The organism is Ktedonosporobacter rubrisoli (genome assembly GCF_004208415.1).
Taxonomy (GTDB): Bacteria; Chloroflexota; Ktedonobacteria; order Ktedonobacterales; family Ktedonobacteraceae; genus Ktedonosporobacter; species Ktedonosporobacter rubrisoli.
This window is the reverse complement of record NZ_CP035758.1, coordinates 6,608,412-6,627,774: the sequence shown is the minus strand read 5'-3', so window position 1 is coordinate 6,627,774 and position 19,363 is coordinate 6,608,412. Positions and strand designations below refer to the sequence as shown.

Genomic DNA, 19,363 nt, shown 5'->3' with positions numbered 1-19,363 from the left:
GTCTTCAGGGGATACCTTTTTTGCCTATGTTAGTATCCTCGTATGGGATCATAAAGATTGCGTAGCGGCTCCCCGGCGCGATAACGTCGCAGGTTGTCGGCGAACAACTCAGTGAGACGTTTATTGTAGTGCACGCTTACGCCAGAAATATGGGGCGTCAGGATTACATTTGGCATAGAGTATAAGGGGCTATTAGAAGGCAAGGGTTCCTCGGCCGCCACGTCGAGGCCGGCCCCGGCGATCCAACCTTCGCGCAGCGCCTCAATGAGCATCTTTTCGTCGATGACGCGGCCACGAGCCACATTTACCAGGTAAGTGTGAGGTTGCATGGCTTTGAGCTCGGCTTCCCCAATCATTTGTTCAGTCTCGGCCGTCAATGGAACAGCCAGGACCACATAGTCACTTTGCCCGAGCATTGCGCGTAGCTGGCTTTGTGGAAAGAGCTGATCTACATCCGGGTCCTGGCTGCCCTCCTGAGCGCTGCGTCGCGTGGCCAGGATGCGCATGCCAAAGGCGCGGGCTATGCGAGCCACCTGTCGTCCAATGCTGCCCAGACCAACAATTCCCAGCGTTTGCTCGCCCAATTCGCGCCCCCCCAATTTATACCAGTGGGCGCTGCGTGGCCATACATGGCGATCTTGCAGGCGCACCATCTCTGGCCAGGTTCGGTTGAACATCAGCATGCTGCCAAAAACATATTCGGCAATGGTTGGTGCGTTAATGCCGGCGGCCGTCGTGACCTCAACGCCGCTCTCGCGTTTCAGGATGCCTGTAGGCCTTAACTCATCAATACCGGCGCCCGAGGCCTGTAACCAGCGCAAGTGAGGGGCTAGCTCGCGCCAGTTGTCTGGTATCCAATACGAGCAGAGAATCTCCGCTTCCCGCAGCTTTGATAAGAACTCATCGACGTTGGTGATGCAGAGCACATCTGTATGGGCAGCTTCTCGCAACACTTGCTGAGATTCAGCGGAAAAGGGAAAGGTGCTTATTATTTTCAAACCATCAGTCATATCTTCGTACTCCTTAGAACATTGCGGGATAGTTTATGCCTCCGCTCCTTCCCTAAAGTCTATCCGAATCGTAGCGTAGTGGCAATAGTATTTATAACAAAAGCAGTATTTCGCTGTGTACTGCTCTTTATGCCATACGAGTAAGGGCCAGATTGATACCATCGTTGCTACTCGTTGATACTCTCGTGCATTGCGCACGCTTTACTATTCCTCTATACTTCACGAGGAGTACCGATACCTGGGTACAATCCGAACCCTTCTCTATAGGTTGGCATCCACTCATATAGAGAATGTCTATGCGCGAAGCGTCCCTATTTACGGTGTGTGTATAGTGGAAATAGGGATGCGCTTTGTTGCGCCTGGGCCCAGTTTGCCCTACTCTGCATGTTTCGGCCTGGCCAGGCCGAGCTACCCAAAAAAGGCTCAGGTAGGCGTTCATTCTTAAGATGTGTATATTTGAGCTGACACCTTTCGTCACCGTGGGCAGCAAAAACTTGCACATATTATGCTCTTGCTCGGGCGGCGCGTAACGAAAATAAGGAAAATGGGGGACAAATTTCCCATTCTAGCCTTCAGGCTACTTTCAGCACGTCTAATAGATTAGATATTTCTATCTCTGAAGTATATCTTACCATTGGTGCCAGTTTTACTGTACTGCAACTGCATGCAAATCTCAAGATAGAGGAAGCTAGTATGGTATTGAATAGTAATAAGGGGCGCGACGGTACTGCCACGCAATTAGAGGAGAGGCAGGCAGAGGGGGCAGGTACCGCCAAGAGAAGAGCGATCCTAAATCTCGATTGGAAAGATCTCAATCCCGAGAATATGCCCAGGCGGCGGCGGCAACGCGGGATCATTACTATTTTAAGCGTTGTTCTGCTGATCATGGTTTTATTTACAGCCTTACGCCTGAGCGTGGTTGCCAGTGCGGTTGGGGATCAGCTCATTTTGCGGGTTGGCGACCAGCAGGCAGCTACAGTTGATTTGCGCCAGAGCTTCCCTATCAATCCTGATTTATTTGGAGCTAATATTTTTCCGCGACGCGGTTTGACTTCACAAGATGGAACCAGTGGTTTTGTAGACTATACTTCTTCTATGCTCAGTGTGATGCGCGGTATGCACATTCATCTCTTGCGCTATCCCGGCGGCGAATGGGGCGAGCAACATATCCTTTCCATTGACCAGCTGAAGGATTTCTCTCAATTGCTCGATGCCTTGCAGGCTGATGGCATGCTCCAGGCCCATCTTTCCGGCCCGGTTGCCGATGCAAACGGCGCTCTCCAGCCGGCGGGCATGACTACCGACCTGCACTCAAGAGCTGTGCTAGCCGGACGCTGGGTCGATTACATGAATAACCCCAAGAGTCAGCAGCGCATCGGCGCCCATCAGAAAGATCCTTTCCATCGCGTGGCTCTCTGGACTGTGGGCAACGAGCCAAATCTCTCGCTTAATCCGCTGACGGGCAAGCCTTACACGGTTGCTGAATATGTCAGCGCCTTTATTCAGTTCTCGCTGGAGATGCATCGCAGCGATCCAACTATCAAGGTCTTTGGGCCGGAACTGAGCCAGTTTTATGGCCTGGGGGCCGGCCCAACTGATGCCCAGGGAGCGCTCTGGATGGAAGGCTTTCTCAAGGGGGTTTCGCTCTATCAGCAGCAACACCCGGAATTGAGCTTCCAACTGCTCAATGGCGTCTCGTTTCATCGTTACCAGTTCGATAATCCACGTCAGGACCCGGCGCTCCTTTTGAGCAGTAGCAACGAGTGGAACTATCTTTTGCCATCTTTACGCGCGCTGATTCGCCAGGATTTTGGCCAGGATCTTCCAATTGCCATCACGGAAATCAATGCGAATCCGGGGGATAAGAATCCGCCGCCCGGGCAGGCAGCTCTCTGGTGGGCCGATACCCTGGGAACGCTGATGAATCAGCAGGTTGAATATACAGCCTTTTTCTCGGCCACAGGAGTCGATAGGCCCTATCCGTTCTTTGTGCAGGGCGGCCTGACAGTTACTACCATGGCCCGGGTTATGCAGTTATTTGCGCATATGCAGAGCGAGCTTATACCGCTGGCGATTCAGCATGATCCGATTAGCGTCTATGCGACCCAGGATAAAGAGCACCAGACGGTAAGCCTGCTCTTCGTCAATAAATCGCCGATAGCCCAGAATGCACAGATTGAGCCGCTGAATCGCGTGCTGGGCTTTAGTCCCTGGCATAGTCAGGATATCTCTCTTGCCGGTAATAGCCTTGTTATGGTTACTTTGCATCGCAATGGGGGCGCCGAAGCGTATAGTTTCACCCCTTCAAATAATGCAAATACAGCGGTTGCACCTTTAACTTATACTGAATGTGGGAATAAAACTGACCCCTTAGCTGTCTCTGTGCCATGCTAAAGAGGGAGGAAGACCATTGTGGATGTTGTAATCTCGTTACTTGAAATGCTCTATCTGTTAATAACTCTACTAATGACGGTGCAAGCCATCTTTAATATACGTTTGTATCTCTTCATCTGGGAAAAGCCGGAGAACGCGTGGCTCAATCACGCACCGACGATCTATAAAGATCCCAGTCTCTCTTTTACTATTCTCTTGCCTGCTCGTCACGAGGAGGAAGTTTATCAGGAGACAATCCAAAAAGTCTATGATCTACATTATCCTAAAGAGTTAATGCAGATTATTGCTATCTGCAGCGACGATGATGTGGGGACGATCGCCGAAGCTCAGCATAAGATTGAGCAGCTGGGCGATCCAAATGTGCAGCTTCTCGTCTATAATAATAAGCCAACCAGCAAGCCACGCGCGATGAATCATGCTCTGACTGTAGCGCGTGGTGATATTGTGACTATCTTTGATGCCGAGGATGAGCCTCATCCCGATATCCTGAACATTATCAATACCACGATGATCAATGAAGATGTCGATGTGGTGCAGAGCGGCGTTCAGCTTATGAACCATAACACAAAATGGTTCTGTTTCCTTAACGTGCTAGAGTACTTTTTCTGGTTTAAGTCGGCCCTGCATTTCTTCTCTCGAATCGGTATGACTCCGCTTGGTGGCAACACAGTTTTTGTAAGGCGCGAGCTTATGGAGCAGCTCGGCGGCTGGGACGAGACCTGCCTGACCGAGGATGCGGACCTGGGTATTCGCCTTTGCCTCTCGCATGCGCGCATTCGCATTATGTACGATGATGAATTTGTGACGCGCGAGGAGACGCCAGGTACGATTGAGCAGTTTATTAAGCAGCGCACGCGCTGGAATCAGGGATTTATCCAGGTGCTATTTAAGGGAAACTGGCGCAGATTGGAGAAGTTTTCTCAGCGTATGTTGGCGCTCTATGTGTTGATCCTGCCAGAGATGCAGGCCTTCTTCGCCATCATGGTGCCGATATCAGTCTTAATGTTCTTCCTTGTGAAGTTCCCGCTTTGGGTGGCGATGCTCACCTTTTTGCCGCTCTACTGTCTGGTCCTGTCTATCTTTGTTGAGCTGGCCGGATTGTACGAGTTCCTGAAAGCGCATGGGCGCCCATGGAGATGGCGTGAGGTGTTTATCATGATCCTGTTCTTTTTCCCTTATCAATGGTTACTGGGCATTGGCGCTATCCGGGCTGTCTGGCGCTACATTCAGGGCGCGACAAACTGGGAGAAGACAGCGCATATTGGACAACATCGCGGCCAGGCTGCGTATAGATAGAGATAGGAAGTATGACAGCGCAAAATCCACCTTCAGGAGAAGAAAGACAGGAGCAAGAGTCGGCCAGGCAGCTCCGGGGCCAGGTGCCCCCAGGGCTCAAAAAAGGCCGGGTCGAGAGAATGGCCACGCCACCCTCAACGACTCAGGGACCGCCAGGCCGAGGCCTTCCGCAGCCGCCTGTTCCTGCTGAGCAAGGGCCAGCAGGCTACCCGCCAGGTGCTGCTCCACCTGGCCGCCAGGGGACGAGGAACCCAGCATCGTGGCCAGGTATCGAACAGCAACAGGGGGTGCAGCAGGGGAGGAATCCCATATCCTGGCCAGGTATCGAACAACAACAGACGAGAAACCCAGCATCCTGGCCAGGTATCGAACAACAACAGACAAGGAATCCAGCATCGTGGCCAGGTATCGAACAGCAACAGCAGACAAGGAATCCAGCGTCGTGGCCAGGTATCGAACAACAACAGACGAGGAATCCAGCGTCGTGGCCGGGTATCGAACAACAACAGACGAGGAATCCCATATCCTGGTCGGGTATCGAACAACAACAGGGGATGCAACAGGCGAAGAATCCAGCGTCCTGGCCAGGTATTGAGCAGCAGCCCGATATGCAGCAGCGTTCGCAAATACCGTCATGGCCAGCGCAGCCGGCTACTGGCGATTCGCACGCGGATCAGCAACGCTCTCTGCCGGGACAGGTACAAGCTGACGAAGCTTTGTTACACAAACGAGGCTTCCCTGTTCCTCATCGTCCTGGCCAGAATGATGATCCTCTGAGTGGGCGAAACTTGCCGCAAGCTCAGCCGCCTATGCCCGGAGCTAAGGCCCCGGCAGATCAGCAGACCCAGATCATGGCCTCGCCTGCGGTCTCCAATGAGCCTCATATGCGGCCGCCAGCCATTCCGCACACGCCACAGCCTCCGGCGATGGGCGCTCAGCATATGCTTACCCAGCAGGAAACGGTTCGCCCGTGGCCTGTTCAGCATGGCAATCAAGCAGAAGCTATACAGCAGCCGAGAGGCATTCGGCCACAGCCTGGTCGCAAACATGGCTTATTTGAGCCGGAGATAGATGAAAACGGGAATATGATTCTCTATCGTAGCCCGAACTTTTTTGTGCGCACCGTCTATCGTCCCGGGCTGAGGCGCAACCCAATCAGTAAGCCCACCGGCAATACGACGGCCATGCACCGCGTTGTGCCGGGACAGCAAGAGCGCCTGGCGCAGAGCGAGACCAGAATGATGCCTCACGTGGAGCTGAACAGGACTGCGTGGAAAAGTAAGATTCCTGTTCCAGCCTGGCTAGAGACTCTTGTCGTTATCCTTGGCTTGCTCGCCTCGTTGCTGGCTCATGGCTTGAACATGTTTAACGCTCCCCGTTATGAAATTGACGAGGGCACCTATATGGCAAGCGCCTGGGCTATTCTCAACGGGCAGATCGCCAACTATCCCTATGGCTATGGACATCCTCCCCTGGCCTGGATGCAGCTCGCGGGACTGGTCCAGCTTGTCGGTGGCTTTTTTACCTTTGGCAATGCCCTCAATACCGGGCGCGTACTTATGCTTGTCTATGCGGTTGGCAGCACTTTGCTTATCTATTTGCTGGTGCGCCGCCTGGGAGGTAGTCGTGCGGCCGCCCTGCTGGCGATGATCCTTTTTGCGCTCTCACCGCTGAGCGTCGACTATCAGCGCCTGGTCTTGCTTGACAACATCGGCACTTTCTGGATGCTGCTCTCGCTCTACCTGATCTTTGTCAGCGAAAGCCGCCTATCCTACATTACGCTAGGAGGCATTTCATTTGGCCTGGCCTTGCTCTCCAAAGAAGTCTTTGTCATGTTTTTGCCAGGCATGATCTATGCCGTGTGGCTGCAGACGACTCGCTTTCAGCGCAAGTTCGCGCTTGTCGCCTTTGCCTATACCATCTGTGCTCTGGGCTCTAGCTTTGTCTTGATGGCGGTTCTCAAGGGCGAGCTCTTCCCGGATAGCTGGCATATCCTTGGCGATAATCACCAGCATTTGAGTCTGATAGGTACCTTTGCCGGCCAGGCCCAGCGTGGTGGATCGAGCTCGGGCAACATCTATTCGAGCTGGAAAAACTGGGTTGATACCGACAACCTTCTTATGTGGGGCAGCGTGGTGGCGATTGCCTTCAATGCTCTGGCGGGCTGGTGGCATCGCAAGCTATGGGTATTTGCCGGACTGGCCATCTGTTTCTGGGTGCTGCTCTTGCGCGGCCTGGTGTCTGGTAGCGGCGTCGTGTTCACCTTTTATCTTATACCGCTTATTCCCATCAGTGCCATCAATATGGTCCTGGCCATCCATACGCTCCTGAGCTTGCTGCTAAAGCTCAGGCTGCCACGCATGGATATTGTGCGGGCGCTGCTGACCCTGGGCGTAATTGCGGTAATAATTCCGTATGATGTGATGCAATCAGCTAACATCTTTACGATGCACACAACCTCGGCACAGACTGAGGCCATGGTCTGGATACGCGATCACATTCCCAGGAATGACTTTGTGGTGATTCCGCCCTACCTGTATATGGATTTGCGCGTGCCGGGTGGGGCTGGCGTTGGCAATGGGGCGCCGTACCCTTATGCGCATGTGTACTTTAATGTGGCGGGCGATCCAGAGATCTATGACAAGATCTTGCACAACGATGCGGATCGGATCGATTACTTTATCTCCGATTCCGGTATGCAAGATTTCTTGAATAGCCCGAGCTCGGGAGATGATCACCTGAATTTGCTGAAGCAGGCTTTTGCCAATTCGGTGGTGGTAAAGCAGTTCTCGGCCCCCGATGAGGGCACAACCCTGGTGATCAAGATTTACCAGGTGCGGCACAAGCCGAAGCATATGGCAAGCGCGCCATCTCCGGGAACTGATCCTCCTCAGCTTGCTCAGAGGAGTACTATGCTGGTGGCTAGGCGATTGCATATGCAGTAGTATTGATAAGGAAAGAGTGCCAGGACAATCTCATTCAAGTTTGCTCTTTTCTTTTGTAGGTCAAGGTGAGACGGATTTTTTAAGGAACACTACTTTATGCTAGCAACTCGAACAATTACTGATACCAATACAGTAGCGATTACGCGCACTTTTGATGGTATTGAGGAAGCTGCCCACCGGGTGATTGCCCAGGCTGGGGGCATGGAATCGGTTATCAGGGGTGCCAAAATCGCTATTCTGAAACCTAATTTAGTGGCTGGGCGCGACGCCTCCACTGGCTCTACTACCAGCTTTGAGCTGATGAAGGCTGTGGCGGAGGAGGTGCGAGCCTGCGGGGCTGAGCCGGTGCTCTGCGAGACGCCGGGTACCGAGTTTGATCGCGAGGCCACCTATACAATCTTAGGCATAGAAAAATTTTGTCAAGAAAATAATATTCGCATCTTACGTGTAGATCCCGAGGGTGGCGAGGCTGATTGGATGGAGCTCAGGCCAGAGGGCGCTAGGAAGCTGCGCACTTTCCATATCCCCCAGATTATGAAAGAGGCGCGCCTGATCAATCTTCCGGTGCTGAAGACGCACGTGGTTTCGGGCATAACCTTGAGCATGAAGAATGTCATGGGCATTTTGCCGCGCCCCGACCGGCGCAATATGCACACCTTTGGCATTGGCCAGAGCATCGTCGATATGAACCTTGGCATTAAGCCAGACCTGAATATCGTGGATGGCAGCGTAGGCCAGGATGGCGAGGGCCCGCTCTATGGCGATAAAGCCGATCTGCAAGTCCTGGTGGCCGGACGCGATAGCCTCTCGGTCGATCTGGCCTGCTGCGAGCTGGTGGGCGTGAATCCACGCGATATTCCTCACTTGCGCCTGGCCTTACAGCAGATGGGGCGGCCCTGGTGGCAACTCGCTGGCGAAGATGTTGGCCTGATTAAAAGGTTCCGCTTGCCAGAGCAGAAGGCGCTCTATCGCTTCATTTTCTGGCTGATGTATCCGCTTGACTATCCCTATAGCTGGATTGCTGAGCGCGGAAAGCACTTTTGCACCAGCCTGTACAGCACGGGCTTGGTGGGCACGCGTCCCAAGATTAACGAGGAGAAGTGCACGCACTGCGGGGTCTGCGTTGATGCCTGCCCGCTGCCCAACGTCATTGATTTAACAACGCTCAAAGTCAACCCTAAGACGTGCCAGCGTTGCTTGCTGTGCTATGAAGCCTGCCCGGAAAATGCGATTAGCGTTAAGGGATATTCGGGAGCTCGCCAATGACGATCTTGGTAACAGGTGCTACAGGCTTTTTAGGCTCAGCTTTGACGCGCGAGCTCATCAAGCAACAACAAACTGTGCGTGTGCTGGTGCGCGATCAGCAGAAGGCGCGCACGCTGTTTGGAGATGCCGTAACGCTTGTAGCAGGTGATATTACTGACGCACAGCGCGTACGCGAGGCGGTTGAGGGCGTCGAGACCATTTATCATATGGTTGGGCATCTCTATCATCCCAGCGTGCCCGGCGAGCTGTTTTATCGCACACACGTCGAGGGGACGCGCATTCTCCTGGAAGCTTGCAAGGGGCAGAAGCAACTGCAGCGCTTTGTGCATTGCAGCACCACAGGCGTACATGGTATAACCGGCAAAAAGCCGGCGGCTGAAGATGCGCCCTACGGACCAACCAATCCTTATGAGGTGACCAAGCTTGAGAGCGAGATCCTGGCCATGCGTGCCCATCAAGAGCAGGGTTTGCCGGTCAGTGTGGTGCGCCCCGGTATGGTCTATGGGCCTGGCGATCTGCATTTGCTAGGCTTCTTTACTACCATCAAAAATGGGAAGTTCCCGGTGCTTATCGCCGGGGGGAAGGCCCTTATCCATCCCGTGTATATCAGCGATATGACCGCGGCCTTTCTGCTCTGTGCCCAGAGGTCCGAAGCCATTGGACGAAGCTATAATATCGCGGGAGCGCATCCTGTCTCGTTCCGTGAACTGGCCGAGGCAATTGCCCACGCGTTGGGTCAGGATCTGAAAAAGGGCAGCATTCCGCTCTGGCTGGCGAATACAGCTTCAGATCTGTTTGCAGTCCTGCCAGGTTTTCAGGGAGAACGGGCTCCTCTCACCCGCAGTCGCGTCAAGTTCTTGACCATGAGCCGCATTTATTCAATCGAGCGAGCCAGGCAAGAGCTGGGCTATAAGCCTGCGGTCGGATTGGAAGAAGGCATGAGCCTGACCGCTCTATGGTATCAAAAACATGGCTATCTATAAGGTCTCAACCGTAGGGCAGTACGCCGAGCTTTCTCATATAGCCCTGTTTCAGGGCTATTCTGCTGTCTGGGAGACAGAGCGGGCTTTTGCGGCGCTTGCTGGCAGAGCTGAAACCGTTGGCTAGAGTGGCGCCAGGGTAGAAAAGCGCTGGTCCTGCCGATGGGAAGAGCAGCCATGAAGACGCCAGAGGTCGGATCGCTCGCACAAGCGGGTCAGTTGACGCCAGTAGTTGTCTGTCAAGGTTGAGGTGAGGAGTGAACCAGCGGGAATGTCAAGGGCTGCCAATCCGCGAGCTCGCGGCGCCCCCTTGACCTGGGGCTTGGAGGCGACGTCGCGATCTAGCGAATTGTGCCCCATTCCCTCCGTCGCCCGCAGGCGGCGCACTCGTCACACGACGTCTGACAAACAGTAGTTGTCCTGAGCAGCGATGAGGGAAACAGAAGCGCTATAAGACGTGGTAGGAGGAAAAAGAGCAGTGCCTGAAGGAAAAAGAGCGGGTAAGCGTCTGGATGAAGATCCATTCAAGCGCCCTACCGCAACACTCAATACTGTAGAAGCCGTAAGCCAGCAGGATGGAACGAGTCACCATCCTACAGTGAGCCTTGCCGCAAAAAGCAAGAGCGAAGGAAAAGAGGAGCCAGGCGATGATGAACCTACTGACGTCCTGAAAAGTGTGTCGAAGCAACTCCGCGTAGAGCAGGCCAGGCCGCGAAAAGTGGCTGACAATGAGTTGCCAGTCACGCCTCCGCCTTCTCTTGACGCCATGCCTCCGCAAACGCCAGCCCTTCCACCTCTTCCGGCTCCCAATGTGCCAGGTGTAGGCCCTACCCTTGCGCCAGAAGATCGTTTTGAGGTTGGTTTGCTTGGCGATCTCAATCAGATTGACGAGCTAGATGAGCAGGCCTACCAGGAAGCCGTAGACCCCAGGCGCTTAAGCAAGCACAATCTTATGCATTTGAGTGGCATGATGCGGGCTGTGCGCTTCCCCAAAGCCGGGCAAAAGGAGCATGTGGAGGAGTGGTGGCCCGAAGGTATCAAGCAGACAGGGGCCTTTCCTGTCGTCAATATCTATGGTAAGGAGCCATTTGGGCGCACAAGTCCAGCAAAGCCGGTCATACGCCCCGTAGCTGTGCAGTCAAGGCCGCAGCGTGGATGGAAAAATATTCTCAATTCGCCGCTGCTCAAGATAGTTATTGGCTTCATTATAGGTATAGCTCTGCTCTTCCTGGTCTCGAAAGTCGTCGATATCCCTACCACTATCGCGATCATCAAAAGCAACCTTAGCACGCCGCGCGGCATTGCTTTTGCCCTGCTTTCCGGGGTAGCCTTTTTGGCGGCTTTTAGTATTCGTGGAGTGCGCTGGAAACTATTCTTGAATCCTATCGGGGAAATCAGTGTGCTCAAGGCGATCCAGCTCTTTCTCGTTGGCATCTTTCTTAACTTCCTACTGCCCGTCCGTGGGGGTGAGGTGGCCAAAAGCCTGATGCTCAAGCGCATTGCCAACATCCCGATTAGCCAGTCGTTGCCCACAGTAGCCATGGATAAGGCTCTCGACCTGATGCCTGCCCTCTTTATCATGGCCCTGGTGCCCATGTTAGGAGTGCAGATGGACATCAAGCTCTGGCTGGTCCTGGGGGCCGTGAGCGGCTTGCTGATCTGCCTGATCTTCTTTGTGGCCCTGGCGGCCTGGAAGCGTAACATGGCCATAAGCTTGCTGCAAAAAATTACCAATATGTTGCCAGCGAGTCTTGGCAGTAAAATAGAGGGCTTTGCCACTGGCTTCGTCGATTCCCTCTTAGCGGGTGCGAGCCAGCCCAGGATATTTATTCCGGCCGTCATCTTGACCCTGATCGCCGTAGTCTTTGACGGGCTCTTCGCCATGTTAGCCTTCTGGACCGTTGGCGTGCCAATTGCCTTTGGAACGGCTCTCTTTGGCTATACCGTCTATAACATGTTTTATATATTGCCTACTCCCCCGGGACAGGTTGGCAGTAACGAAGCGGTTGGCTTGCTTGTCTTTTACGGCCTGTTACATCTGAATGCACGCGGCGTTACAGCCATGTTCTTTTTCTCGCACCCCTGGGCGGCCCTGCTCATGTGCGTAGCCGGACTGGGGAGTCTAAGCGCCCTGGGGCTAACTGTCTCTAGTGCAATGAAGGTGCAAAGTGAAGGTGAGAAAGCTGTATTGCCAGTTGAGAGATAAGTCAACAAAGATATGGAAATAGAAACCTGTAAATGTATCAACTGTTGCAAAAAAACATCCCCGTGTGCTATAATCCAAACGGTATAATAATGAGAAAAGACAGACGGGAAACTAAGCATGAACGAGAAACCGCCACCCTCGCTACCAATAGCTCTGGGGGCCTTAGGCGGAATGGGCTTCACAATAGTCGTCCCCATTGTCGTAGGTGCCATTGCAGGAAACTATCTTGATGGCCTTATCCATACCAAACCTTTGTTTATACTTCTCGGGCTGCTGCTTGGCCTGATCACAGGTATATATGGAGCATACCGTTTATACAAGAGTGTGTTTCAAAAATAGGATAGATGGGGAGACCATTAAGCACTCCAGACCTGGCAGCGCTCGGCGAAATAGGGAGGATGCCGAGTGAATCTATGGAGACTTCCTGAAATAGTAATTGCGCCCGAGGTCATCGCTAGACCTTTCGGGTTCCCGGTTACTAATACACTGCTCTGCACATGGATCACAATTATTGCGCTAGTTGTGGTATTCTACTTTGGCACGCGCAAGCGTGACATGATCCCTTCTGGCCTACAGAATGCTCTTGAGTGGTTGATTGAGGCCCTCTTAGGGCTAGTTGAGAGCGTTTCGGGTAAAGAGAAGGGAAGGAAATTTTTTCCCCTTGTCGCGACATTCATCATTTTTGCCTTTGTCGCCAACCTGCTTGACGTCTTTCCGGGTATCGATACCATAGGGACCGTCAAGGTTGATGAACTGTTGAAGCATGGCATTCAGCCGCAGCCGATCATGTTCTTGTTCGGCGACGTCTCTAACGCAATTGTGCCATGGTTCCGACCGCCCACGACTGACCTTAACCTCACGATTGCTATGGCCGTTGTCTCGGTTGTAGTAACGCAGGGCTTCGGGTTTGCTATGTTGGGAGGCGGATCGCATCTGAGCAAATACTTTAACTTCAAAGCCTTGTTTACCCGTGGCCCAATGGGTATCGTCGAGTTTGTTGTCGGCCTGCTAGAAATTATCAGTGAGGCGGGGCGTATCATCTCTTTCTCCTTCCGTCTCTTTGGTAATATCTTTGCCGGTAGCGTGCTGCTTGCAGTATTTGCCTTCTTGCTTCCAGCCGTTGCCAACATAGTCTTTATCCCACTGGAAATTTTTGTTGCTGCCGTTCAGGCTTTCGTCTTTGGCTTCCTGACCCTGGTTTTCCTGGAGTTGGGTACCACAAGCCACAGCCATGATCATGAAGAGCACGCAGCCCACGGGGAGATCACAGAAAAAGAAGGCGTCGCTGCACACTAAATTCACTTTTTCCCAGAGAAACGAAGCGCATACCGGGGAGAACGCATGTGCTTATGGTGAATAATGCCATTAATCTGGTAGCGAGTGAGGAGCGGCAATGCAGTATAATCATGAGGTCAGAACCGCTTTAAAATGAGGTGGCGCTGAAGATAGTGAGGTATTGAAGCCGTTCCGTTGTGTGTAGGTAGGGGACAGGGTATGTCAGAGACGAATCTGGCAGGGGCCCGGTCATTATGATAAGCTAACCTGATTGCTACTCGCAGGTATTTTTGCTGCGGTTTGCATAGAAATATTAATTTGAAATAACATTTGCTCGTCCTTAAAGGAGGATTTTCATCATGAACTTTACCACTCTTGCAGTAGCTTTGGCAATTGGTCTTGGTGCTATTGGACCTGGCATCGGTATCGGTATCATCGGCGGTCAGGCTGCCAACGCGCTTGGTCGTAACCCGGAAGCCGCGCCTGTTATCCAGACAAATATGATCCTTGCTATCGTGTTCGCCGAAGCTATCGCTATCTATGCACTGGTGGTCGCCCTGCTGCTCAAGTTCGTATAACCTATCTTAATTATAGTGTGGAGACGTAGCACGTTACGCTTATCGTTCCTCTCCCGAGGTAGTGCATAGTGTTGAGAGAAACGCGACATGCCGCGTCTCCGTGCTATTATGTAAGATGGTATCGCGTCTGAGGAAAGGAGGCGTTCACCATGCACATAGCAGTGCAATCGCTGGTTCTTGCTGAATCCGCTGGTGGGCTCGATGCGCTCGGCATCAACACGTTGAACTTTGTCTCGCAGCTTATCAGCTTTCTGATAGTCTTTATCATTCTCTGGAAGTGGCTCCTGCCCATCATCCTGAAAACGCTTGATAAGCGGCAGGCGACCATCCGAGAAGGCATTGAGAATGCAGAGAAAGCCAAGCGCGATCTCGCTGAGGCCAATTCGCGTGTGGAGCAGATCCTGCTTGATGCGCGTCGGCAGGCTCAGGAGACCATCGAGCGAGCCACCAAAGCTGCCCAGCAAGAAGCCAATCGTATACAGGAAGAGGCCAATGCACGGGCAGAGCAGATCAGTCAGCAGCAAATCGCCCGTATCCAGCAGGAGACTAGCCGTGCTCGTGCTGAGCTGAGCCGCCTGGTCGTCAATCTCTCGATCGATGCTGCCGGAAAAGTAATTAGCAGATCGGTCGATAGCAAAGATAACCGCCGTCTGGTGGAAGAGTTTGTAAGTGCTGCTGACCAGACGAGGAATAACTAATGTTAAAGGGAGCGATAGCACGCCGCTACGCGGGAGCGATCTTTGATCTGGCCCGAAAGCAGAATACGCTTGACCGCACGCTCGAAGACGTAAAAGAGATAGCCCGGCTTTTTTCACATCGCAAGCTATCCTATCTCCTACGCGAGCCGAAGATTCCCGCGCAGCGCAAAGAGGCAGCTATACGCCAGGAACTGGCGTCCAGGGTGCTACCTACGTCGCTCAACCTTGCTCTGCTAATTATTCAGCGCGGGCTTGTTGAAGTTATGCCTAATATTGCCCGTGAGCTAGAGGCCATGGAACTGGAGTATCGTAACCAGGCCGTGGCGCTGGTCACGACGGCCGCTCCAATGGATGAAGCGCAGAGCACGCTGGTAAAGCAGGCGTTAGAACGCAAAACTGGTAAGTCCATTATTATACAGACTCGGGTAGATCCGAGCATTCTTGGTGGGGTTGTAGCCCGCGTCGGGGACCAAATTGTTGATGGTAGTGTCCGCTACCGCTTGAGCGCACTTCAGCAGCAATTGTTGACGACTGTTTCAAGCGCCGATTTTGATTTTTTTTCTGAAGAATTAGCTAAAACTAGCAGCGACGGTCACGAGGCCCAGACGAAAGCTTCTACCTATACGATGCCCGGCGCCGGTGCTAAGGACCGCGCCTAGCAGAACGAAAGCAAGCAACCCCGTAAGTAGATTAGATCCACCTGGCACCCCCTCCCTGGAGGAAGATACAAATGAAAGAGAAGTGAGACAGCAGGGATGGGCCGCCAGGATGACTAGGAGGAACAACGATGGCATCTTGGGCTGACGAGATCAGCGCCATCATAGAGAAAAACATCGCTGGCTTCGGTACGAGCACTACAGCTACGGCAAGCGTCGGTACTGTGATCGCGGTACAGGACGGTGTGTCTCGTGTCTTTGGCCTGCAGGATGTGAAATATCTTGAATTGGTGGAATTCCCCCGTACAGGGTTATATGGCCTGGCCTTCGACCTCTCGGAGGAGACGGTTAGCTGCCCTATTCTGGGTGACTATACCCAGATCCGTGAAGATGATGAGGTGCGCACTACCGGACGTATCATTCAAGTGCCGGTCGGTGATGCGCTGCTCGGTCGTGTTGTAAATCCCCTGGGCCAGCCCCTCGACGAACGTGGCCCGATTGTAACCGAGAAGTTCCGCCCGGTTGAGCGCGTGGCGCCTGGCGTTATTACGCGTCAGTCGGTCAACACTCCCGTGCAGACAGGTATCAAGGCGATCGATAGCATGATTCCTATCGGCCGCGGACAGCGCGAGCTGATCATCGGTGACCGCCAGACTGGTAAGACAGCTGTGGCCATTGATACGATTATTAACCAGAAGGGCAAAGATCTTCTCTGTATCTATGTCGCAATCGGTCAGAAGAACTCGACGGTTGCGCGTACGCAGGCGATTCTTGAAGAGCATGGCGCGATGGAGTATACGATCATCGTGGTGGCCGGCGCTGCCGATCCCGCTCCTATGAAGTATCTCGCTCCCTACGCCGGTTGCGCGATGGGTGAGGAGTTCATGGAGAGCGGCCGCGACGCCTTGATTATCTATGATGACCTGACCAAGCACGCTGAGGCGTATCGTAACATCTCGCTGATTATTCGCCGCCCTCCTGGACGTGAGGCCTATCCCGGTGACGTGTTCTATCTGCACTCTCGCCTGTTGGAGCGTGCCGCACGTTTGAACAAGGATTACGGCGGTGGTTCGTTGACGGCTCTGCCCATCATCGAGACCAAGGCCAACGACATCTCGGCCTATATCCCAACTAACGTTATCTCGATCACTGACGGCCAGATCTTCCTGGAAAGCGATCTGTTTAACGCAGGCCAGCGCCCGGCGCTTAACACCGGTCTCTCGGTCTCTCGCGTGGGTAGTAGCGCGCAGACTGCGGCTATGAAACAGGTGGCCAGCTCTATGCGTCTTGACCTGGCACAGTATCGTGAACTTGCTGCCTTCGCACAGTTCGGTTCAGACCTCGACAAGGCTACCAAGGCTCGTATCGAGCGCGGACGCCGCCAGAACGAGATCCTGAAGCAGCCGCAGTACGCTCCGGTCTCTGTTGAGAAGCAGGTAATGATTATCTATGCAACCTCCAATGGTTTCCTTGATGATGTGCCGCTTGACAAGGTTGCCGAGTGGGAGTCTGGTCTGTATCGCTATATGGATGCAGCTCATCCTGAAATTGGTCAGGAGATCATCGAGAAATCCGTGAAGGCGAAGAATAAGATGACGCCCGAGTTGTTGAAGAAGTTGTCGGCCGCCATCGAAGAATATAAGAAGACATCAGCACCACACTAGGAGACCGAACTTATGCCATCGACCCGAGAAATTCGGCGGCGCATGCGCGCGGTCAAGAATCTGGGCCAGGTCACCAAGTCTATGCAGATGGTCGCGAGCAGCAAGATGCGCAGGGCACAGGATCGAGTTGCAGAATCTCGTCCTTATGCCGATCAGCTGCGCGCGCTTGTCTCGCGCCTGGCCAATGCCAGTGGGGAGGACTTTGGCGACGAGGCCGCCTTGCTCAAACAGCGCTCGGTGCGTAAAATCGGCCTTTTGCTGATTGCTCCCGATCGAGGTATGTGTGGAGCTCTGCCGAGTAATGTCAACCGCAAGGCTGCCAGTGGTGTGCTTGAGCTACAAAATAAGCTGGCTGATGGCGGGCAGAAGCCCGGCGTCGATTATATCGCCGTTGGACGCAGAGGCCGCGATTTTATCGTGCGCAGTCAGCAGAATCTGATTGCCGAGTTCACTAACTATGGTGATCGGCCGGCGCTGACCGATGCTTCGGCTATCGCGCAGGTTGCTGTAGACGCCTTCTTAAAAGAGGAGGTCGATGTTGTCTATCTGGTTTATCCCGAGTTTGTCAACACGGTGATACAGCGACCCACTTTGGTACAACTGCTGCCGGTACAGCCACCCGAGGACCAGGGCGATCAGCAGGCTCAGGTAGATTACATCTATGAGCCAGGGCCAAAGGAACTCTTGCAGGCTCTGCTGCCCCGCTATATCGATGTCCAGGTCTATCAGGCCATGTTGGAGACGATAGCTAGCTTTTATTCAGCTCAGATGGTAGCCATGAAAAACGCTACCGATAACGCTAACGAAGTCTTGCAGGATCTTACGCTGACTTATAATAAGGCCCGCCAGGCATCTATCACTACCCAGATTCTTGAGGTGGTATCTGGCGCAGAGGCGCTATAAAAGCATTGCATGCCATAGAGGCAACCAGCAGAAAATGTTTCATGCCTCTATAATGGAGAAAAAGAATATATGGCAGTGACACAAACTGGCACGAAGGGAAAAGTCGTGCAGGTACTGGGGGCGGTTGTAGACGTTGAGTTTCCCCCAGACCAGCTACCAGAAATTTATAATGAATTGATTACCCGTCCCGAGGGCGCTGAGCAGGATCTCGCGCTTGAGGTAGAGCAGCACCTTGGCAATAACTGGGTTCGCTGCGTGGCCATGGGTCCAACCGATGGCTTGCAGCGCGGCACTGACGCCATCGATACCGGGGCGCCAATCTCGGTTCCCGTTGGCCCAAAGACCCTGGGGCGCATCTTTAATGTGCTTGGCCATGCCGTCGATAATAAGCCGGAAGTGACTGATGCACCGCACTATCCGATTCACCGCCAGCCGCCCGAGCTGGAAGACCAGGCTGCGAATATCGAAGTTTTCGAGACTGGCATTAAGGTTATCGACCTGATCTGCCCCTTCATGAAGGGTGGTAAGATTGGAGCCTTCGGTGGTGCCGGCGTCGGCAAGACTGTTATCATTCAGGAACTTATCAATAATATCGCTAAGGGGCACGGTGGCTATAGCGTGTTCGCTGGCGTAGGCGAGCGCACACGTGAGGGTAACGACCTGTACCATGAAATGCAGGAAGCAAAAGTTATCGACCGTCTGGCTATGGTCTTCGGACAGATGAACGAGCCTCCCGGCTCCCGTCTGCGCGTGGCTCTGACCGGACTGGCCATTGCTGAATACTTCCGCGATGAAGAGGGCAAAGACGTTCTGCTCTTTATCGATAACATCTTCCGCTTTACGCAGGCAGGTGCTGAAGTCTCGGCTCTGCTCGGTCGTATGCCATCGGCCGTGGGTTACCAGCCAAACCTGGCTGAAGAGATGGGCGCTTTACAGGAGCGCATCACCTCGACCAAGAAGGGCTCGATCACTTCGATGCAGGCAGTATACGTGCCCGCTGACGACTACACCGATCCCGCGCCGGCCACGACCTTTGCGCACCTTGACTCGACGATCGTGCTTGAGCGCTCGATCTTTGAGCGCGGTATCTATCCCGCCGTCGATCCTCTGGCTTCGACCAGCCGTATTCTTGATCCACAGGTCGTGGGGCAGGAGCACTATAGTGTGGCTCGCGGCGTGCAGACCGTGCTGCAGCGCTACAAGGACTTACAGGATATCATCGCGATCCTGGGTGTCGACGAACTCCCCGATGAGGACAAGCTCACCGTGGCGCGCGCTCGTAAGCTTGAGCGCTTCTGCTCGCAGCCCTTTACGGTGGCGGCGGTCTTCACAGGCCTTGAGGGTAAGTATGTGCATGTGAAGGATACGGTAAGCGGCTTTAAAGATATTCTGGGTGGCAAGTATGACCACATTCCCGAGCACCACTTCTATCTGAAGGGCTCGATCGATGAGGTTATACAGAGCTACGAAGACGAGCAGAAGAAGGGTTAAA

The 19,363-nt window shown here is 53.5% G+C and carries 17 protein-coding genes; 15 read left to right on the top strand and 2 right to left on the bottom strand.

Going from position 1 to position 19,363, the window contains the following annotated elements; translation table 11 throughout:
• Window positions 1-29: 29 nt before the first annotated feature.
• On the bottom strand, window positions 30-1,010 hold the full coding sequence (locus tag EPA93_RS28840) for a D-2-hydroxyacid dehydrogenase (RefSeq protein ID WP_129890835.1): 981 nt from the start codon (window positions 1,008-1,010) through the stop codon (window positions 30-32).
• Window positions 1,011-1,703: 693 nt separating this feature from the next.
• On the opposite strand from EPA93_RS28840, the gene EPA93_RS28835 reads away from it, so the two are divergent.
• The 6 genes from EPA93_RS28835 to EPA93_RS48615 all read left to right on the top strand — a co-directional run bounded on the left by EPA93_RS28835 (window position 1,704) and on the right by EPA93_RS48615 (window position 10,018).
• The gene (locus EPA93_RS28835; protein ID WP_129890834.1) at window positions 1,704-3,404 is read left to right on the top strand and encodes a hypothetical protein; all 1,701 of its coding nucleotides are present in this window, start codon (window positions 1,704-1,706) and stop codon (window positions 3,402-3,404) included.
• An 18-nt stretch (window positions 3,405-3,422) separates the two neighbouring features.
• Window positions 3,423-4,700 (top strand): glycosyltransferase, encoded by a 1,278-nt coding sequence (locus tag EPA93_RS28830; protein WP_129890833.1) that lies wholly within the window; start codon window positions 3,423-3,425, stop codon window positions 4,698-4,700.
• An 11-nt stretch (window positions 4,701-4,711) separates the two neighbouring features.
• Complete coding sequence (locus EPA93_RS28825) at window positions 4,712-7,645, top strand: glycosyltransferase family 39 protein (protein ID WP_129890832.1); 2,934 nt, start codon at window positions 4,712-4,714, stop codon at window positions 7,643-7,645.
• Window positions 7,646-7,741: 96 nt separating this feature from the next.
• On the top strand, window positions 7,742-8,911 hold the full coding sequence (locus EPA93_RS28820) for a DUF362 domain-containing protein (protein ID WP_129890831.1): 1,170 nt from the start codon (window positions 7,742-7,744) through the stop codon (window positions 8,909-8,911).
• Window positions 8,908-9,894 (top strand): NAD-dependent epimerase/dehydratase family protein, encoded by a 987-nt coding sequence (locus tag EPA93_RS28815; RefSeq protein ID WP_129890830.1) that lies wholly within the window; start codon window positions 8,908-8,910, stop codon window positions 9,892-9,894. The genes EPA93_RS28820 and EPA93_RS28815 overlap by 4 nt, the downstream gene beginning before the upstream one ends.
• Window positions 9,881-10,018, top strand: coding sequence for a hypothetical protein (locus EPA93_RS48615; protein ID WP_165423459.1), 138 nt, complete (start codon window positions 9,881-9,883; stop codon window positions 10,016-10,018). The genes EPA93_RS28815 and EPA93_RS48615 overlap by 14 nt, the downstream gene beginning before the upstream one ends.
• On the opposite strand, the gene EPA93_RS28810 is transcribed toward EPA93_RS48615, so the two are convergent.
• A complete protein-coding gene (locus tag EPA93_RS28810; RefSeq protein ID WP_129890829.1) occupies window positions 10,015-10,251 on the bottom strand; it encodes a hypothetical protein in 237 nt (78 codons plus the stop codon). The genes EPA93_RS48615 and EPA93_RS28810 overlap by 4 nt on opposite strands.
• 118 nt (window positions 10,252-10,369) lie before the next feature.
• Between EPA93_RS28810 and EPA93_RS28805 the strand changes: the two genes are divergently transcribed.
• The 9 genes from EPA93_RS28805 (at window position 10,370) to atpD (ending at window position 19,362) form a co-directional block, all read left to right on the top strand.
• Entirely contained in the window at window positions 10,370-12,097 is a 1,728-nt protein-coding gene (locus tag EPA93_RS28805; RefSeq protein ID WP_129890828.1) for a lysylphosphatidylglycerol synthase transmembrane domain-containing protein, read from the top strand.
• 117 nt (window positions 12,098-12,214) lie between these two features.
• Window positions 12,215-12,436: an AtpZ/AtpI family protein gene (locus EPA93_RS28800; protein WP_129890827.1), complete on the top strand. Its 222-nt coding sequence runs from the start codon at window positions 12,215-12,217 to the stop codon at window positions 12,434-12,436.
• A 66-nt stretch (window positions 12,437-12,502) separates the two neighbouring features.
• Window positions 12,503-13,393, top strand: a complete 891-nt coding sequence (gene atpB / locus EPA93_RS28795; RefSeq protein WP_129890826.1) for a F0F1 ATP synthase subunit A — start codon at window positions 12,503-12,505, stop codon at window positions 13,391-13,393.
• A 338-nt stretch (window positions 13,394-13,731) separates the two neighbouring features.
• Window positions 13,732-13,950, top strand: a complete 219-nt coding sequence (atpE, locus tag EPA93_RS28790; protein ID WP_129890825.1) for an ATP synthase F0 subunit C — start codon at window positions 13,732-13,734, stop codon at window positions 13,948-13,950.
• Between the two features lie 149 nt (window positions 13,951-14,099).
• On the top strand, window positions 14,100-14,648 hold the full coding sequence (atpF, locus tag EPA93_RS28785; protein ID WP_129890824.1) for a F0F1 ATP synthase subunit B: 549 nt from the start codon (window positions 14,100-14,102) through the stop codon (window positions 14,646-14,648).
• The gene (gene atpH / locus EPA93_RS28780; protein ID WP_129890823.1) at window positions 14,648-15,307 is read left to right on the top strand and encodes an ATP synthase F1 subunit delta; all 660 of its coding nucleotides are present in this window, start codon (window positions 14,648-14,650) and stop codon (window positions 15,305-15,307) included. The genes atpF and atpH overlap by 1 nt, the downstream gene beginning before the upstream one ends.
• A 128-nt stretch (window positions 15,308-15,435) precedes the next feature.
• Complete coding sequence (atpA, locus tag EPA93_RS28775) at window positions 15,436-16,968, top strand: F0F1 ATP synthase subunit alpha (RefSeq protein ID WP_129890822.1); 1,533 nt, start codon at window positions 15,436-15,438, stop codon at window positions 16,966-16,968.
• A 12-nt stretch (window positions 16,969-16,980) separates the two neighbouring features.
• Entirely contained in the window at window positions 16,981-17,871 is an 891-nt protein-coding gene (gene atpG, locus EPA93_RS28770; protein WP_129890821.1) for an ATP synthase F1 subunit gamma, read from the top strand.
• Between the two features lie 69 nt (window positions 17,872-17,940).
• Window positions 17,941-19,362 carry a F0F1 ATP synthase subunit beta gene (atpD, locus tag EPA93_RS28765; protein ID WP_129890820.1) on the top strand — a complete coding sequence of 474 codons (1,422 nt, stop codon included), beginning with the start codon at window positions 17,941-17,943 and terminating at the stop codon, window positions 19,360-19,362.
• Window position 19,363: the final 1 nt, after the last annotated feature.

Excerpts from the sequence above, each read along its gene's own strand:
- EPA93_RS28840 (WP_129890835.1), bottom strand. The coding sequence starts at position 1,010 with ATGACTGATGGTTTGAAAATAATAAGCACCTTTCCCTTTTCCGCTGAA.
- EPA93_RS28835 (WP_129890834.1), top strand. The coding sequence starts at position 1,704 with ATGGTATTGAATAGTAATAAGGGGCGCGACGGTACTGCCACGCAATTA.
- EPA93_RS28825 (WP_129890832.1), top strand. The coding sequence starts at position 4,712 with ATGACAGCGCAAAATCCACCTTCAGGAGAAGAAAGACAGGAGCAAGAG.
- EPA93_RS28820 (WP_129890831.1), top strand. The coding sequence starts at position 7,742 with ATGCTAGCAACTCGAACAATTACTGATACCAATACAGTAGCGATTACG.
- EPA93_RS28815 (WP_129890830.1), top strand. The coding sequence starts at position 8,908 with ATGACGATCTTGGTAACAGGTGCTACAGGCTTTTTAGGCTCAGCTTTG.
- EPA93_RS48615 (WP_165423459.1), top strand. The coding sequence starts at position 9,881 with ATGGCTATCTATAAGGTCTCAACCGTAGGGCAGTACGCCGAGCTTTCT.
- EPA93_RS28810 (WP_129890829.1), bottom strand. The coding sequence starts at position 10,251 with ATGGGGCACAATTCGCTAGATCGCGACGTCGCCTCCAAGCCCCAGGTC.
- EPA93_RS28800 (WP_129890827.1), top strand. The coding sequence starts at position 12,215 with ATGAACGAGAAACCGCCACCCTCGCTACCAATAGCTCTGGGGGCCTTA.
- atpE (WP_129890825.1), top strand. The coding sequence starts at position 13,732 with ATGAACTTTACCACTCTTGCAGTAGCTTTGGCAATTGGTCTTGGTGCT.
- atpF (WP_129890824.1), top strand. The coding sequence starts at position 14,100 with ATGCACATAGCAGTGCAATCGCTGGTTCTTGCTGAATCCGCTGGTGGG.
- atpH (WP_129890823.1), top strand. The coding sequence starts at position 14,648 with ATGTTAAAGGGAGCGATAGCACGCCGCTACGCGGGAGCGATCTTTGAT.
- atpA (WP_129890822.1), top strand. The coding sequence starts at position 15,436 with ATGGCATCTTGGGCTGACGAGATCAGCGCCATCATAGAGAAAAACATC.
- atpG (WP_129890821.1), top strand. The coding sequence starts at position 16,981 with ATGCCATCGACCCGAGAAATTCGGCGGCGCATGCGCGCGGTCAAGAAT.
- atpD (WP_129890820.1), top strand. The coding sequence starts at position 17,941 with ATGGCAGTGACACAAACTGGCACGAAGGGAAAAGTCGTGCAGGTACTG.